17 protein-coding genes are annotated in these 16134 nt (G+C 73.2%); 4 read left to right on the top strand and 13 right to left on the bottom strand.

What is annotated here, in order from left to right; genetic code table 11:
• The first annotated feature begins 102 nt into the window (after nucleotides 1-102).
• Complete coding sequence (locus QQG74_RS23290) at nucleotides 103-1926, top strand: long-chain fatty acid--CoA ligase (protein ID WP_341716871.1); 1824 nt, start codon at nucleotides 103-105, stop codon at nucleotides 1924-1926.
• Nucleotides 1927-1987: 61 nt separating this feature from the next.
• Here the strand turns inward: QQG74_RS23290 and QQG74_RS23295 are convergent, their stop codons facing one another.
• Nucleotides 1988-3286, bottom strand: coding sequence for a low temperature requirement protein A (locus QQG74_RS23295; protein WP_341721333.1), 1299 nt, complete (start codon nucleotides 3284-3286; stop codon nucleotides 1988-1990).
• Between the two features lie 76 nt (nucleotides 3287-3362).
• Nucleotides 3363-4820: a PLP-dependent aminotransferase family protein gene (locus tag QQG74_RS23300; RefSeq protein ID WP_341716872.1), complete on the bottom strand. Its 1458-nt coding sequence runs from the start codon at nucleotides 4818-4820 to the stop codon at nucleotides 3363-3365.
• 60 nt (nucleotides 4821-4880) lie between these two features.
• Here QQG74_RS23300 and QQG74_RS23305 point away from each other — a divergent pair, with 60 nt between their 5' ends.
• The gene (locus QQG74_RS23305; RefSeq protein ID WP_341716873.1) at nucleotides 4881-5534 is read left to right on the top strand and encodes a hypothetical protein; all 654 of its coding nucleotides are present in this window, start codon (nucleotides 4881-4883) and stop codon (nucleotides 5532-5534) included.
• Nucleotides 5535-5693: 159 nt separating this feature from the next.
• Entirely contained in the window at nucleotides 5694-6155 is a 462-nt protein-coding gene (locus tag QQG74_RS23310; RefSeq protein WP_341716874.1) for a hypothetical protein, read from the top strand.
• Nucleotides 6156-6167: 12 nt separating this feature from the next.
• On the opposite strand, the gene hisF is transcribed toward QQG74_RS23310, so the two are convergent.
• From hisF to hisD, 8 genes are read right to left on the bottom strand one after another with little or no spacing between them, the layout of a single operon-like run.
• On the bottom strand, nucleotides 6168-6935 hold the full coding sequence (hisF, locus tag QQG74_RS23315; RefSeq protein WP_341716875.1) for an imidazole glycerol phosphate synthase subunit HisF: 768 nt from the start codon (nucleotides 6933-6935) through the stop codon (nucleotides 6168-6170).
• Between the two features lies 1 nt (nucleotide 6936).
• Entirely contained in the window at nucleotides 6937-7689 is a 753-nt protein-coding gene (priA, locus tag QQG74_RS23320) for a bifunctional 1-(5-phosphoribosyl)-5-((5-phosphoribosylamino)methylideneamino)imidazole-4-carboxamide isomerase/phosphoribosylanthranilate isomerase PriA (RefSeq protein WP_341716876.1), read from the bottom strand.
• A gap of 18 nt (nucleotides 7690-7707) precedes the next feature.
• Complete coding sequence (locus QQG74_RS23325; protein WP_341716877.1) at nucleotides 7708-8031, bottom strand: hypothetical protein; 324 nt, start codon at nucleotides 8029-8031, stop codon at nucleotides 7708-7710.
• 30 nt (nucleotides 8032-8061) lie between these two features.
• Nucleotides 8062-8715, bottom strand: a complete 654-nt coding sequence (gene hisH, locus QQG74_RS23330) for an imidazole glycerol phosphate synthase subunit HisH (protein ID WP_341716878.1) — start codon at nucleotides 8713-8715, stop codon at nucleotides 8062-8064.
• Nucleotides 8712-8885, bottom strand: coding sequence for a hypothetical protein (locus tag QQG74_RS23335; protein ID WP_341716879.1), 174 nt, complete (start codon nucleotides 8883-8885; stop codon nucleotides 8712-8714). The genes hisH and QQG74_RS23335 overlap by 4 nt, the downstream gene beginning before the upstream one ends.
• Nucleotides 8885-9496, bottom strand: a complete 612-nt coding sequence (gene hisB, locus QQG74_RS23340) for an imidazoleglycerol-phosphate dehydratase HisB (RefSeq protein ID WP_341716880.1) — start codon at nucleotides 9494-9496, stop codon at nucleotides 8885-8887. The genes QQG74_RS23335 and hisB overlap by 1 nt, the downstream gene beginning before the upstream one ends.
• Nucleotides 9493-10611 carry a histidinol-phosphate transaminase gene (locus tag QQG74_RS23345; RefSeq protein ID WP_341716881.1) on the bottom strand — a complete coding sequence of 373 codons (1119 nt, stop codon included), beginning with the start codon at nucleotides 10609-10611 and terminating at the stop codon, nucleotides 9493-9495. Before QQG74_RS23345 ends, hisB begins: the two co-directional genes overlap by 4 nt.
• The gene (hisD, locus tag QQG74_RS23350) at nucleotides 10608-11930 is read right to left on the bottom strand and encodes a histidinol dehydrogenase (protein ID WP_341716882.1); all 1323 of its coding nucleotides are present in this window, start codon (nucleotides 11928-11930) and stop codon (nucleotides 10608-10610) included. The genes QQG74_RS23345 and hisD overlap by 4 nt, the downstream gene beginning before the upstream one ends.
• Before the next feature lie 107 nt (nucleotides 11931-12037).
• Between hisD and QQG74_RS23355 the strand changes: the two genes are divergently transcribed.
• A complete protein-coding gene (locus tag QQG74_RS23355) occupies nucleotides 12038-12739 on the top strand; it encodes an LON peptidase substrate-binding domain-containing protein (RefSeq protein WP_341716883.1) in 702 nt (233 codons plus the stop codon).
• Here the strand turns inward: QQG74_RS23355 and QQG74_RS23360 are convergent.
• The 3 genes from QQG74_RS23360 to QQG74_RS23370 form a co-directional block, all read right to left on the bottom strand.
• Nucleotides 12651-13382 carry a DUF2567 domain-containing protein gene (locus tag QQG74_RS23360; RefSeq protein WP_341716884.1) on the bottom strand — a complete coding sequence of 244 codons (732 nt, stop codon included), beginning with the start codon at nucleotides 13380-13382 and terminating at the stop codon, nucleotides 12651-12653. The two genes, QQG74_RS23355 and QQG74_RS23360, sit on opposite strands and share 89 nt — an antisense overlap.
• A gap of 95 nt (nucleotides 13383-13477) precedes the next feature.
• Nucleotides 13478-14971, bottom strand: coding sequence for an AAA family ATPase (locus tag QQG74_RS23365; RefSeq protein ID WP_341716885.1), 1494 nt, complete (start codon nucleotides 14969-14971; stop codon nucleotides 13478-13480).
• A 96-nt stretch (nucleotides 14972-15067) separates the two neighbouring features.
• Nucleotides 15068-16108, bottom strand: coding sequence for a hypothetical protein (locus QQG74_RS23370; protein ID WP_341716886.1), 1041 nt, complete (start codon nucleotides 16106-16108; stop codon nucleotides 15068-15070).
• Between the last annotated feature and the right edge of the window lie 26 nt (nucleotides 16109-16134).

Here is a 16134-nt window from a genome sequence, read left to right on the forward strand (position 1 = left end):
ATCGCTGGGGGTGGCCGATGCCCCCGACGCAGGCAATACTCTTCGGTAACGCATACCTACGTGACGACCGTCACGCCTCCACCCCCGAAGGCGGCTACAGCGATGGCTCTCGATGTACCGTACCGTTCCATTCCTGACATGTTCCTCAAGCGCGTGGCGGCGACCCCCGACCGCCGCGCCTTTGCCCACCCCGGGCCTGATGACTCGCCGGTCTGGCTGACCTGGGCGCAGGTCGCCCAACGGGCCAAGGCGATCGCCGCCGGCCTGCACGGCCTGGGCGTCGGTCAGGAGGATCCGGTGGCGATCCTGGCCAGCACCCGGCTGGAGTGGGTGCTCGCCGATTTCGGCATCATGTGCGCCAGCGGCTCCACCACCACCGTGTACCCGACCACCGAGCCGCAGGACGCCATATACATCCTCGCCGACTCCGGCTCGAAGGTGCTGTTCGCGGAGGACCCGGGCCAGGCGGCGAAGATCGCCGGGGCGGCACTGCCCGCGCTGACCCACGTGGTCCTCTTCGACGGCGCCGCCGATCCGGCCGCCGCGGTCCCCCAGCTGACCCTGGCCGAGTTGGAGGAGCAGGGCGCCCGCCGGCTCGCCGAGGACCCGGAACTGATCGACCGGCTGGTGGCCGGCATCGGCCCGGAGCACCTGGCCACCCTGATCTACACCTCCGGCACCACCGGGCGTCCCAAGGGCGTCGAGCTGCTGCACGGCGGCTGGTGCTGGGAGGGCGTGGCGCAGGAGGCGATGGGGCTGCTGCGCGAGGACGACCTCCAGTACCTCTGGTTGCCGCTGTCCCACTCGTTCGGCAAGACCCTGCTCTGCGGCACCACCCACGTCGGCATGCCCACCTACGTCGACGGCCGGGTGGACAAGCTCGTCGAACTCCTCTCGGTGGTCCGGCCGACGCTCATGTGCGGAGCGCCCCGGGTCTTCGAGAAGGTCTACAACAAGTCGGTGACCACCGCGCGCGACGCCGGTGGCGCCAAGGCCAAGATCTTCGCCTGGGCCGTCGGGGTGGGCAAGGAGAAGGTCGCCCTGGAGCAGGCCGGCAAGCCGGTACCGGGCGGGCTGAAGCTCAAGTACGCGGTGGCCGAGAAGCTGGTCTTCAGCAAGCTTCAGGCCCGCCTCGGCGGGCGGATGCGGGTGCTGGTTTCCGGCGCCGCCCCGCTCAGCCCCGAGATCGCCACCTTCTTCTCCGCGGCGAACCTGCCGATCTCCGAGGGTTACGGGCTCACCGAATCCAGCGCCGGCAACTTCGTCAACCCGCCGGAGGCGATTCGGATCGGCACCGTCGGCCGGGCAATGGGCGACCTGGAGTGCCGCATCGACACCGACGGGGAGGTCCTGATCAAGGGTCGGCCGGTGATGCGCGGCTACCACAACCTGCCGGAGGAGACCGCCGCCGCGTTCACCGAGGACGGCTTCTTCCGTACCGGTGACATCGGCAGCCTCGACGACGACGGCTACCTGCGGATCACCGACCGGAAGAAGGACCTGGTCAAGACCTCCGGCGGCAAGTACGTCGCGCCCTCGCACATCGAGGGGATGTTCAAGGCGACCTGCCCGTACACCTCCCAGGCGGTGGTCATCGGCCAGGCCCGCAACTACTGCACCATGCTCGTCACCCTGGACCCGGACGCCATCACCGGCTGGGCCGCCGGCACCCCGCTGGAGGGCCGTCCGTACGCCGAGATCGTCGCCTCGCCGGAGGCGCAGGCCATGGTCGAGGAGTACGTCGCCCAGCTGAACAGCAAGCTCAACCGCTGGGAGACCATCAAGAAGGTCACCATCCTGCCCCGCGACCTGACCATCGAGGACGGCGAGATCACCCCGTCGCTGAAGATCAAGCGCCGTGGGGTGGAGAGCAACTTCTCCGCCGAGATCGACAAGATGTACGCCGGCACGGTCGCCGAGATCTGACGCCCCGCCGCCACGTTCCCGGCCCCGCTCCCGACCTCGGGGGCGGGGCCGGGGCGTGCCGTCACAGGTGCTGTCCCCGCCAGGTGGTCTGCTCCGCCTCGGCGGCGAGTTGCTCGGCCATCGCCACCTCGCGGACCTGCCGGCGCAACGGCGCGTCCACCACCGTCTGCGCCACGATCGTCGTCAGCACGACGGCCGTGAGCAGCCCCAAGGCCGCTAGTTCCGGCACCCGGGCGGCCACCGGCAGCAGCAGCACCAGCACGGCCACTCCGGCGATCGTCGGCCAGCGCCACACCCGCAGCGCCCGCCAGCCGAGCGCCACCAGGGTCAGCAGGTAGAGCGCGGCCCCGCCGTGCAGCACCAGCAACTCGAACCCGGGCAGCAGGTCACCGGCCGGGTTCACCGGCTCGGCGGTACCGGTGAGCAGCCGTTTCAGCCCCAGGGCAAACAGGATCGGGCCGGCCACCAGCGGCAGGTGCAGGTAGGTGTAGGCGTCGCGGGCCAGCGCGGACCGGGCCTTCGGCTCCCGGGTGCGGTGCAGCGCCTGTTCCAGGGCCAGCGCCAGGGTGTCGAAGTACGCCCACCACAGCGCGGCGACCACCGCCACGCCGAGCAACCCCGAGATGATCACCAGCCAGTTCAGCGGCAACTCGACGACGAAGCCGGCGCCCAGCCCGAGCGCGATGATCGTCTCGCCGAGCGCCACCAGCACGATCTGGGCGTGCCGCTCCGCCCAGTGCCCGGCCGAGAGCAGCGTTCCGCCGGTACCGCTCAGGAACAGGGCTGTCCCGTACTCGACGACGAGCGCGACGATCCACAGCGTCAGCCGCAGCCCGATCTCCCACGTCTCGCCGGCCAGTCGCTGCGGCAGCAGCGCGGCGGCGAGGACCAACCCGCCGACCAGCAACCCCCGACTGGACACGAGCACGACCACGAAGCGGCGACGCCGCTCGCGGTCGCCGCTGGCCAGCCAGCCGAGGACCGCCACCTGGAGGGCGCGGACCAGGAAGTAGCACATCGCGAAGACCAGCGGCCCGGACAGCCCGCCGGGTTGGCTGCGGAACGCCTGCGGCATGGCCAGGGTGAACACGAACGCCCCGGCCACGGTGGCGAACGCGACGAAGGGCAGGACGCCCTGGTCGGTGCGGACCAGGTTGCCGATCACCACGAAGCCGCTCCAGGCCCACCAGAGCAGGCCCAGCACGACCAGGCACTGGACCAGCCCGCGCGGCGTGGCGTTACCGGCGGTGAGCGTGGTGACCTGGATGAAGGCGAAGACGAATACCAGGTCGTAGAAGAGTTCCAGGCGGGTCGCGCGGGACCCGGGGGCGCTGGGTTGCACGCCGCGCGACAAGCGTATTCCCCTGACGTCGCCCACCCCGGCAGTCTGCCCGCCACCGGCGACGGTCGCGGTGGATCAGCCGAACCGGGCCCGGTCAGGCGATGACGCTTGGCTCCCGCCACCGGGGCACCCCGGCGCGGTCCAGGTCGTAGCGGACTGCGGCGATCCGCCCGACCGCCTCGACCAGGTCGCCGGCGGGCAGGGTGAAGGGCAGTCGCAGGAAGCGTTCCAGGGTGCCGTCCAGGCCGAACCGGGGACCCGGCGCCAGCCGTACGCCGACCTCCTCGGCCGCCCGCGCCAGCGCGCTGGAGATCGGCCCGTCCAGCTCGGCCCAGAGCGTCACCCCACCGCGCGGCACGGTGACCCGCCACTCCGGCAGCCGCTCGGCCAGCGCGCCGAGCAGCGCGTCGCGCTGCATCGCGAGCTGTGCCCGGCGGGCCGCCACGATGGCCGGCGCGGCGGCCAGCAGGTGCACCGCGACCAACTGGTCCAGCACCGGGCTGGCCATGTCCACCCCGACCCGCGCCGCCGCCAGCCGCTGCACCTGCGGCGCGGAGGCACGGATCCAGCCGATCCGCAGCCCACCCCAGTACGGCTTGCTCATCCCGCCGATGCTTACCACCCGGCAGTGCCGGTCGAAGCTCGCCGTCGGCGGCGGCAGCTCGGTGCCGTCCAACGGCAGGTCCACGAACGATTCGTCGATCACCAGGTCGGTGCCGACCGCGTGCGCGGTGGCCACCAGCCGTTCCCGCAGCGCCGCCGGCATCAGGTGACCTGTCGGGTTCTGAAAGTCGGGGATCAGGTACGCCAGCCGTGGGCGTACCTGTCGGAGGGAACCGAGCAGCAGGTCGGCATCCCACCCGCTGGGGTCGGCGGCCAGGCCGTGGGTGGTGATCCGGGCCCGCCGGGCGGCCAGCGCGGCGAGCGCGTTGGGGTAGCTGGGCGACTCGACCAGGACGCTGCCGCCCGGCGCGAGCCCCAACCGCAGCACCAGGTCCAGTGCGTGCTGGGTGCCGTTGGTGACCATGATCTGGTCCGGGGAGGTGGGCAGGCCACGGGCGGTGTACGCCTGGGCGACCGCCTCCCGCAACTCGATGATGCCGATCGGGTGGTATCCCGCGCCGCCGAGGTGGCGGGGCAGGTCCTCGGCGGCTGCCCGGGCGGCCGGCAGCAGTTCGGGCGGGGCGGCCAGGGCGGCCACGCCGAGGTCGAGCATCTCCCGGTCGTCGATCGGGGTCCAGAGCCCGTTGGGTGCCACCCGGTGCGTGCCCGGCAGCATCGTCCAGCTGCCCGCCCCCCGCCGGCTGGCCAGGTGCCCGCTGTCGCGCAGCTCGCGGTAGGCGGCGGTGACGGTGGTCCGGCTGATCCGCAACGCCTCGGCCAGGTCCCGCTCGGCCGGCAGGCGTACGCCCAACGGCAGCCGGCCGTCGGCGAGCAGGCCGCGGACGGCGCCGGCCAACGCCGCGTAGTCCGGGCTGCGCCGGCGGCCGGGCAGCGCGTGCCACTGCCCGAGCAGTCGAGCCAATTGGACCCCGCGCACCTGACTTGTCATAGCCACTCCCCCGATATTGGCTCTCTATCGAGACGCCAATTGGCACCTAGAGTGGCACGTGTGGCATTGATTGGCAACCTTCGACACCGCCCCACCCGACGCCTGACCCAACTCTTCCTGGGGCTTCTCCTCTACGGCTTCAGCATGGCGCTGATGATCCGCTCCGAACTCGGCCTGAATCCCTGGGACGTGTTCCACCAGGGGCTGTCCCAGCTGACCGGACTGAGCATGGGCACCGTGGTCATCGCGGTGGGCTTCCTGGTGCTGCTGGCCTGGATTCCGCTGCGCCAACGCCCCGGCCTCGGCACCCTGGCCAACGTCGTGGTGGTCGGTCTGGCCGTCGACGCCACCCTCGCCCTGATGCCGCCCGTGGAGTCGCTCGCCGTACGAGGCGCCCTGCTGGTCGCCGGCATCGTGGGCAACGGCGCGGCCACCGCGCTCTACCTCGGTGCCCGGCTCGGTCCCGGCCCCCGGGACGGCCTGATGACCGGCCTCGTCGCCCGCCGGCCCGGCTGGTCGCTGCGCCTGGTCCGCACCGTGCTGGAGGTCGGCGTACTGGCCGTGGGCGCGCTGCTGGGCGGGACGGTCGGCGCCGGCACCATCGCCTACGCCCTGGCCATCGGGCCGCTGGCCCAGCTGTTCCTGCCCTGGTTCGACGTGCCCGCGCCGGCCCGCCCGGAACCGGGGCGGATCGAGCCGACACCAGCCGGATGAGCGGGCGCGCCGAAGCCGGCAACCCAGCGCCACGAACGCCGGCCGATCGGGTCAGCACCGGCCGTCGCCGATCAGCCGTACGCAACCATCCGGTCACGAGCCGTCGTGATGGGGTAGCCGGTATTTTCCTGAAGCCACCTCGCCCGGCAGAATCTCCACATGGGGGAGAGAACTTGGCGTCGGACCGACGCATGGATCTTCGTCTCGTTGGTGATCGCCAGTGGCGCCGGCCGGCACCGCCGGTCCCCGACCACTCGCCGCCCCGAGGGCGTACGTCTCGCCGACGTGCTCTCCACCGCCGACCACCTCGACCGGAGCATTCCCGAACGGGAGGACATCGAGGAGGCGATCCGGCGACTGCTCGGTGCCGGGCTGGTCGACGTCACCGACGGCTGGTTCCGGATCACCCCCGACGGTGAGCGGCTCTGGCGCTCCCGCCCCAGCGCCGGGCTGGCCACCACCGTCGACACCGTGCAGGGGGTGCTGACCCGCAGGTACGCACCGGGCAGCGCGGAGTGGCACCTCGACGAGGCCGAGCATGCCGCCGCCGTGCAGGAATATCTGGTCCGGTCCATCCCGATGCCCCGGCGCTCGCCCGAGGGCCACTCCGGCCGGGGCTGACCGGGCCCGTCGTCACCGGACCGGGTGACCCGCCCCGCGCAGCGCGTCCTTGACCTGGCCGACGGTCAGCTCACCGAAGTGGAAGACGCTTGCCGCCAGCACCGCATCGGCGCCCGCGCCGATCGCCGGCGGAAAGTGCGCCACCTCGCCCGCGCCGCCGCTGGCCACCACCGGCACGTCGACCACCCGGCGCACCGCGGCGATCAGTTCCAGGTCGAAACCGGCCTTGGTGCCGTCGGCGTCCATCGAGTTGAGCAGGATCTCCCCGGCGCCCAGTTCCGCCCCGCGCCGCGCCCACCACACCGCGTCCAGCCCGGTGCCGCGCCGGCCGCCGTGGGTGGTGACCTCGAAGCCGCTGGGGGTGGTGCCGGCCGGCGCGCGTCGCACGTCAAGCGAGAGCACCAGCACCTGCCGGCCGAATCGGTCCGCGATCTCCGCGATCAGCTCGGGCCGGGCGATCGCCGCGGTGTTCACCCCGACCTTGTCGGCACCCGCCCGCAGCAGGGTGTCCACGTCGCCCACCGCCCGGACGCCCCCGCCCACGGTCAGCGGGATGAAGACCGACTCCGCGGTACGCCGGACCACGTCGAGCATCGTGCCCCGGTCGCTCGACGAGGCGGTGACGTCCAGGAAGGTCAACTCGTCCGCGCCCGCCCGGTCGTACGCCGCCGCCAGTTCGACCGGGTCGCCGGCATCCCGCAGGTCGAGGAAGTTGACGCCCTTCACCACGCGCCCCGCGTCCACGTCGAGACAGGGAATCACCCGCACCGCCACCGTCATGTCAGGAGCCTATCGCCGCGTCCGCCGGGCCCGCCTCGGCCAGCACGGCCAGAGCCTCGGCGACGGTGAAGGCACCGGCGTAGAGGGCCTTGCCGGAGATCACGCCCTCCACCCCGATCGGTGCCAGGGTGGCCAGCGCACGCAGGTCGTCAAGCGTCGACACGCCGCCCGAGGCGATCACCGGGGCGTCGGTCCGGGCGCAGACCTCGCGCAGCAGGTCGAGGTTCGGCCCGCGCATGGTGCCGTCCTTGGTGATGTCGGTGACCACGTACCGGGAGGCGCCGGCCTTGTCCAGCCGCTCCAGCACCTCGTACAGGTCACCACCGTCCTGGGTCCAGCCCCGGGCCGCCAGGGTCCGGCCCCGCACGTCCAGCCCGATCGCCACCCGGTCGCCGTACTCGCCGCAGATCCGGTCGCACCACGCCGGGTCCTCCAGCGCGGCGGTGCCGATGTTCACCCGGGCGGCGCCGGTGCCCAGCGCGGCACGCAGCGAGTCGTCGTCGCGGATGCCGCCGGAGAGTTCCACCCGCACGTCGAGGCGGCGCACCACCTCGGCGAGCAGTTCGGCGTTGGAGCCTCGGCCGAACGCGGCGTCCAGGTCGACCAGGTGGATCCACTCGGCGCCGTCGCGCTGCCACGCCAGGGCGGCCTCCAGCGGGTCGCCGTAGCTGGTCTCGCTGCCGGCGGCGCCCTGTACGAGCCGGACGGCCTGGCCGTCGGCGACGTCCACGGCAGGCAACAGGGTGAGGCTCACGGGTCTTGTCCTTCCACGTCAGGAACGGCGGTCCAGGGCGATCACCACGATCACCGGCAGTACGAGCAGCAGCAGCAGGATCAGCATCAGGCGCAGCGCCAGGTCGGGCACGAGCAACCAGATCAGCACGAGCGCCACCAGGCTCAGCGACACGATGGTGGCCCGCTCGCCCCGGGAGTATCTCGGCAGCCGGCCGGTCCGGCCACGGCGCACCGTGGGCACCAGCCGACGGGCCAGTGCCCTGCGCCGCGCCCGCCGGGCCAGCGCGCGTTCGCGGACCGCCTGACGCCGCGCCGCCTCCGCCTCGCGGACAGCCCGACGCTGGGCTCGTTCCTTGCTCACCGTGGCCTCCGGCCGGATCCGCCCACCGGCTCAGTCACCTGCTGGCACGGTGGCCAGCCAGTTGCGCAGCAACGCGGCACCGGTCTCGGCGGACTTCTCCGGGTGGAACTGGGCGGCCGACAGCGGACCCCGTTCCACCGCGGCGACGAAGTCGACCTCGTGGTGGGCGGTGGTCACCCGGGCACCGGCCGCGGTGAGCGCGGCGGTGTCGCCGACGGCGTACGAGTGGACGAAGTAGAACCGGCTGTCCGCAGGCAACGAGGCGAACAGCGCCGAACCCACCGGCGGGTGCACGGTGTTCCACCCCATGTGCGGCAGCCGCGCGGCGGCCAGCCGGGTGACGCTGCCCGGCAGCAGCCCGAGCCCCTTGGTGACGACTCCGTGCTCGTCGCCGGACTCGAAGAGGATCTGCATGCCCACACAGATGCCCAGCACCGGGCGGCCGGCGGCGACCCGGCCGGCGATCACCGGCCCGGCGCCGAGCGCCTCGATGCCGGCCATGCAGGCGGCGAAGGCACCGACCCCGGGCACCACCAGACCATCGGCGTCGGCCGCGGCGGCCAGGTCGTCGGTGACCAGCACGTCGGCGCCGGCGGCGGCGAGGGCCCGCTCCGCCGAGCGCAGGTTGCCCGAGCCGTAGTCGAGCACCACGACGCGGCGACGGTTGCCGGCGCGACCGGTCACGATCCGTCTCCCGGCAGCAGCCACAGCACCCCGGCGACGGTGGCCAGCACGGCCAGCAGCCCGGTGACCACCACCGCGCCGCGCGGCGCACCCTGACGGTGCAGGGAGACCGTGCCGCCCACCAGGACCCCGGCGAAGATCAGCAACAGCGTCGGCAGCACCGCACCCATCAGAGCGCGCCCTTGGTGCTGGGGATCGTGCCGGCCGCCCGCGGATCCACGGCGGTGGCCTCCCGCAGGGCCCGCGACACCGCCTTGAACTGCGCCTCCACCACGTGGTGCGCGTCCGGGTGGCCGCCCGGCCGGGCCGCCCGCAGCACGTCCACGTGCAGGGTGATCCGGGCCGCCTGACCGAAGGACTCCCAGATGTGCCGGGTCATGCTTGTCGGATAGACCGGCCCGATGTACGGGGCCAGCACCGGCTCGTCGTGCACCACGTACGGCCGGCCGGAGAGATCGACCGCGGCCCGGACCAGCACCTCGTCCATCGGGACGGTGGCCGAGCCGTACCGGCGGATGCCGGCCTTGTCGCCGAGCGCCTGGTCGAAGGCGGCGCCGAGGGCCAGCGCGGTGTCCTCCATCGTGTGGTGGGCGTCGATCTCCAGGTCACCCACCGTCTGCACGGTCAGGTCGAAGCCGCCGTGCCGGGCGATCTGGTGCAGCATGTGGTCGTAGAAGCCGACCCCGGTGCTGATCTCGGCCGCACCGGTGCCGTCCAGGTCGATCTCGACCAGGACCTTGGTCTCCTTGGTGATCCGCTCCACCCGGGCGGTCCGGCTCATCGTGTGCCTTTCGGTCGCGGCTGCGGGGCGAGAGCGCCCGCGCTCTGAATCGTCTGCATGGCATCGAGGAAAGCGTCGGTCTCGGCGGGGTTGCCCGCGGTCACCCGCAGCCAGCCGGGCAGGCCGACGTCGCGGACCAGCACGCCCTGCTCCAGCAGCGCCCGCCAGGCGACGGACTGGTCGCCGCCGACCTCGTACAGGACGAAGTTGGCATCGCTGTCGGCCACCCGCAGGCCACGGCGGCGCAGCTCGGTGACGATCCGGTCGCGCTGCTCCATGATCGCGGAGACCGTACCGAGCAGGGTGTCGCGGTGTGCCAGCGCCGCCCGGGCGGCGGCCTGGGTGAGCGCGGAGAGATGGTACGGCAGGCGGACCAGCTGCACGGCATCCACCACGGCCGGGTCGGCCGCCAGGTAGCCCAGCCGCCCACCGGCGAACCCGAACGCCTTGCTCATCGTGCGGGTCACCACCAGCCTCGGGTGGCCGGGCAGCACCGCCAGGGCGCTGACCGTGCCCGGCCGGGCGAACTCGGCGTACGCCTCGTCGACCACCACCATCCCGGGCGCCACGTCCAGCACGGCGGCGATCACCGCCGGATCGAGTGCCGTTCCGGTGGGGTTGTTCGGCGAGCAGAGAAAGATCACGTCCGGGCGGTGCTCACGGACCTGGGCCACCGCCTCGTCGGCGGTCAGGCCGAAGTCGACGCCGCGCCGGGCCGGCACCCACCGGGTGCCGGTGCCGAGCGCCAGCAGCGGATACATCGAGTACGCCGGGGTGAAGCCGAGCACGGTACGCCCGGGACCACCGAACGCCTGAAGCAGCTGCTGCTGGATCTCGTTGGAGCCGTTGGCCGCCCAAACCCCGTCGCCGGTGAGCCCGTGGCCGAGGTAGCCGGCCAGGTCGGCGCGGAGCGCCCGGGCGTCCCGGTCCGGATAGCGGTTGAGGTCCCGCAGCTCGGCCACGACGGCCTTGCCGATCGCCTCGACCACCGGCTCCGGCACCGGGTAGGAGTTCTCGTTGGTGTTCAGCCGTACCGGCACGTCCAGCTGCGGCGCACCGTACGGCGAGCGCCCCCGCAGGTCGTCGCGGATCGGCAGGTCGTCCAGGCCGGTCATGCCGGCTTCCCGGAGAACCGGGCGCTGACCGCCTGGCCGTGCGCCGGCAGATCCTCCACCTCGGCCAGGGTGACCACGTGCGACGCGACCTCCCGCAACGCCGCCTCGGTGTACTCCACCAGGTGGATGCCGCGCAGGAAGGACTGCACCGACAGCCCCGACGAGTGCCGGGCACAGCCGCCGGTGGGCAGCACGTGGTTGGAGCCGGCGCAGTAGTCCCCCAACGACACCGGCGAGTACGCACCCACGAAGATCGCCCCGGCGTTGCGTACCCGCAGCGCCCATTCCCTGGCGTCGACCGTCTGGATCTCCAGGTGCTCCGCCGCGTACGCGTCGACCACCCGCAGCCCGGCCGCCAGGTCGTCGACAAGCACGACGCCGCTCTGCTCGCCGCGCAGCGCGGTGCCGACCCGGTCGGCGTGCTTGGTCGCCGGCACCTGCCGGGCCAGCTCGCGGTCCACCGCGTCGGCCAACCGCACCGACGGGGTGACCAGCACGCTTGCCGCCAGCGGGTCGTGCTCGGCCTGGCTGATCAGGTCGGCCGCGACGTGCACCGGGTCGGCGGTGTCGTCGGCGAGGATGGCGATCTCGGTCGGGCCAGCCTCGGCGTCGATGCCCACCACCCCGCGCAGCAGCCGCTTGGCGGCGGTCACCCAGACGTTGCCCGGACCGGTGATCATGTCAACCGGGTCGCAGTGGCCGCTGCCGGCCGCATCGGTCGCGCAGCCGTAGGCAAGCATCGCCACGGCCTGGGCACCGCCGACGGCGTACACCTCGTCGACGCCGAGCAGCGCGCAGGCGGCCAGCACCCGTGCGTCGGGCAGCCCGCCGTTGTCCGGTTGCGGCGGGCTCGCCACCACCAGCGACCGAACCCCGGCCGCCTGGGCCGGAACCACGTTCATCACCACGGTCGACGGGTACATCGCCAGGCCACCGGGCACGTAGAGGCCGACCCGGTCGACCGGGACCCAGCGCTCGGTGACCGTGCCGCCCGGCACCACCTGGGTGGTGTGGTCGATCCGCCGCTGGTCGGCGTGCACCTTACGGGCCCGGGAGATCGACTCCAGCAGCGCGGCGCGGACCTGCGGATCCAGCGTGCCCTCCGCCGCCGCGATCGCCTCGGCGGGCACCCGCAGCGTCTCCGGGGCCACCCCGTCGAACCGCTCGCTGGCCTCGCGGACCGCCGGGTAGCCATGCTCGCGGACCGCCGTCACGATGGGTCGGATCTGCTCGACGGCCGCCGAGACGTCGAGCCGGGCGCGAGGCAGCAGGTGGCGCGGGTCGGAGGCGCCACCGCGCAGGTCGATGCGGTTCAACACCCCTGCGAGTCTAGGCGGCTGCCCGCCGGGTCGGCCCACGGCGCCCGCTGACCGGGACGGTGAGGCGGGACACGCCGGGCGCGGCGAGTGCGGCTACCCTCGATCACGTGACCGCACGGCTGCCGGTGTTCCCGCTCGCCACAGTGCTCTTTCCCGGCCTGGTGCTGCCGCTGCACATCTTCGAGGAGCGCTACCGGGCCCTGGTCCGGCACCTGGTCGAACTGCCCGAGGGCACGCCCCGTGAGTTCGGCGTGGTGGCGATCCGCAGCGGCTGGGAGGTGGCGCCCGGTTCCGGCCGGATCATCCCCGGCAGTGCCGAGGTGACGCTGCACGAGGTGGGCTGCACCGCGGAGCTGCGGAAGGTCACCGAGTTGACCGACGGTGGCTTCGAGATCGTCACGGTGGGGCGGCGCCGGTTCCGGGTGGCGGAGCTCGACCATCACTCCGCGCCGTACCTGACGGCGCAGGTGCAGTGGCTGCCCGAGTCGAGCGGCCCGGACGAGGCGGCCAGCCAGCTGGCCGCCCGGGTGATCTCGGTCTTCCGGCAGTACCTCGGCCTGATCCGCGACGAGTCCGGCCAGTTGACCGAGCAGCTGCCGGAGGACCCGACCGTGCTCTCCCACCTGGTGGCGGCGACGGCGGCGCTGACCGTGGCCGACCGGCAGCGGCTGCTCGCCATCGACGACACCACGACCCGGCTGCGCGCCGAGTTGAACCTGCTCAACCGCGAGGCGGCTCTGCTGCGCCAGGTGCGGGCGGTTCCGGTGCCGCTGGCGGAGCTGGCCACGGCGCCGCCGGCCCCGAACTGACCGGCGCCTCGACACCGAGCCAGGGTTCGCCGGGCTCCGGCTCCGGCCGCAGCGAGGGCCACCGCGACCAGCCGGCGAGCAGCGTGTACATCGCCGCGGCGCCGAACGCCGGCAGCAGCAGGTTGCCGTACGGCACCGGCAGCACCCCGAGCACCAACTCGATCCCGCCGGCACGCAGGTCGGCCGGCTTGGTGAAGGCGGTGCCGTCCGGCGCGGTCTCCAGCATCCGCTGGTAGCTGCCCAGCCCGATCCGGCGGCCGACCTGCCAGGCCAGCAGCGCGGCGGCGAAGCTGCCGGCCACCACCGTGACCAGCCCGACCGGCCCTCGACGCCGGCTCAGCACGAACCACACGGCGAGCGCGGCGAGCACCCCGAAACCCAGGCCGAGCAAGCTGAACCAGCCGTCGGCGGCCACCGGCTGCTCCGGCTGCGGCTGGCCGTACACCGCGCCGTTGGGGGTCTTGACGACCGGAGTGGCCGGGGCGAGCGCCGCCCAGAGCAGCCCGAGCGGGGCCCCCAACAGGCCCAGGACCAGCAGCGTCACCGCCACTGTGCGGGCGGACCGGCCGGGCGCGGCGGTCGGTGGCGGGTCGGCCGGCGGGGCCGGCACGGGTGGTTCGGCGGCGGGGGTGTCCGGGCTCACCCGATGATCCTCGCAGTTGTCGGCGTGCGCCGTGCACGGTGTCGCCACCTCGTTCGGCCCAGCGTCGCCACCTCGTTCGGCCCGGGGTCGCCGGCTCAGCTCGCGAACGGCTCCAGCATGGCCGACGCCGCCCGCAACCACGCCTGCCGGGTCTCGGCCTGGAGCTGGTGGTATTCGATCGAGGAGCCGGTCTCCAACGCCGGGTCGTACGGCACCACGGTCACCGCCCGGGTCCGGGTGGCGAAGTGCCGCTCCAGGTCGGCCTGGATCGGCAGGCGACCCGGGGTCGGGCAGGAGATCAGGGTGACCGCGTTGTCGGCCAGCTCGCCCATCCCCTCCTCGTGCAGCAGGTCGAGCATCCAGTCCGCGCTGAACGCGGCGTCCTCGCGTGGCACGGTGGTGACCACCAACTGGTCGGCGGCCTGCATGACGGTGCGCCAGTTCGGGCTCTCCACGTTGTTGCCGGTGTCCACACAGATCACGTCGTGGGTCCGCCGGAGCAGTTCCAGCACCCGCTTGACGGTGAACTGGTCCAGCCGCTGGGCGAACCGGGGACTTTCCTCGCCGGCCAGCACGTCGTACGAGCCGTCGGAGGCGTGCCGCAGGTAGTCGTCGAGAATCTCCAGCAGCTCGGGACCCTCCCGGATCTCGATCTGGACGAGATCGGCGACCAGGTGCCGGATCGTACGGGCGTGCCGGGCGCTGCCGGCACGCAGCCCGAGGGTGCCGCGCAACTCGTTGTCGTCCCAGGCCAGCACACCACGACCGCGTACGCTGCCGACGGTGGCCGCGGCCAGCACGGTGGCCGTGGTCTTGTGCACGCCGCCCTTGGGGTTGGCGAAGGCGAGCACCCGTGGAGTGCCCAGTTCCCGGCGGAGTACGGCGGCGGCCCGTTCGAGGTCACTCTCGACGCTCTGCGCCCGCCACTCGATACGCCCCGGGCGGCCCGCCACGGTCGCCGGTGCCGGTGGCGCAGGCGATGCGGGTGGCGTCGGCGATGCGGGTGGCGTCGGCGGTGCCGGTGGCTGGTACCCGCCATTGTCCAGCAGGGCGTACCGGGACTCCACCGGCGGCGCCGCGTGCCGGTAGCCGTTGTCCAGCAGGGTGTACCGGGACTCCACCGGCTCCGGTCTGCGCTGCTCCGGCAGCACCGGATAGGCCGGCTCGGCCGGGTAGGACGGTTTGCTCGGGTACGCCGGTTCGGCCGGATAGGTCGGCTCTGCCGGGTAGGCGGGTTCCGCCGGATAGGTCGGTTCAACCGGATAGGTTGGCGGCGGTCCGCCGTACGTCTGGGCCGGACGGACCGGCTCGACCCGGTAGCTCGGCTCGGGCCGATAGCCGGGCTCCCGGCCGTACGGCCGGTCGGCGGGCGGGCCCACCGGCGCCACCCGTCCCGAGTAACCGGTCCCCGCCCCGCGTCGGGGCAGCGGCTCGACCGGCGGCGGTGCCGACGGTCCGGTCTCCTCGGCGTGCCGTTCGGTCGTTGCCTGCTCCGGGCCGCGTCCGCCGAAGCGGGCTCGGTCGAGCAGCGCCCGCCAGCGCGGTGCCGGTTCGGCGGGGCGTCCCCAACCGGTCTCGCTGCCCTCCACGGCTCGCCTCCCCAGCGCTACGGTTTTCGTCTGACAGGCTACGAACGAAACCCTATTCAGGCCACACCGGGACGGACACGGATCTGCCCGGATCTGTCACGGTGTCGGGTTCGGCTCGCTCGCCACGACGGTGTCTGCCGAGGTGGACGGCACCTCCCGCGCTGCTGGCGAGGGTGCGGGTGCAGATGCGGCCGGTGATGGTGACGAATCCGTCACTTCGGGCTCGGCCGAGCTGCGCTCCCCGGGTGCGCTCGGCGTACGCTCCTGCGGCACCGGATCCGGCGACGGCACGTCCGGGCTGACGCTCGGTGACGGAATCGGTATGAGATCACGATCGATCGGCGGCCGGACCACGTCCCGCTGCTCGGGCAGCGGCGGGGTGAACACCGCGCGATCCCACCGCCGCACCTCCGGCGCCGGGTCGACCACCCGTACGCCGGGCCGGGTCGCCACCCCGCGCAGCTTCGTCGTGGTGCCCCGCACCACAAGCGCGTAGACGCAGGCACACCCGGCGCGGTAGGCGGCGGCCTCCTGTACCGCGATCCGCGCCCCGCTCTCGTACAGCTGACGCAGCTCGCGCTCCCGCGGACCGCCGCCACCCACCGCGGTGGCCCGGGACCGGTAGTCGGCGGCCTCCTGGTCCTTGCGCTCGGCCAGTTCCGCCATCCCGACCAGCACGTCCTCGGGCAGCCGCTGGGCGGGGATGCGGACGATCTCGGTCTGCCGTTCCGGCAGCGGCACCCGCCCGACGACGGCCGCCACCGGCAGGTCGCCGACCACCGCGGCGAGCGACTGCGGGGTGCGGTACTCGGTAAGCGAGACCAGGGCGTAGGTGCCGTCGCCCGGACCCGCCGCGCTGTCCAGGGCCGCCAGGTCACGCGCTGCCGCGCGCTCGTAACTGGAGATCGAGTCGCCGTCGGCGACCCCCACCCGGGTCACGTCACCGACCGTCCGGTCCGGCACCGGCGGGCGGCCGGTGGCGAAGACGGCGGTGAAGAGCACCGAGCCGCAGGAGAAGACCGCCACCCAGCCGAGCAGCGTGCCACGCACCGGAGACTGGCCGAGCCGAGTCAGCGCGGCGGCGAGGCGGGGCAACAGCAGCTGGTCCAACTGCCGAAGCAGATCACCGGCGCGCACGGCAGCCCCTCCTCCGGATCGGATCG

Source organism: Micromonospora sp. FIMYZ51, assembly GCF_038246755.1.
GTDB lineage: Bacteria > Actinomycetota > Actinomycetes > Mycobacteriales > Micromonosporaceae > Micromonospora.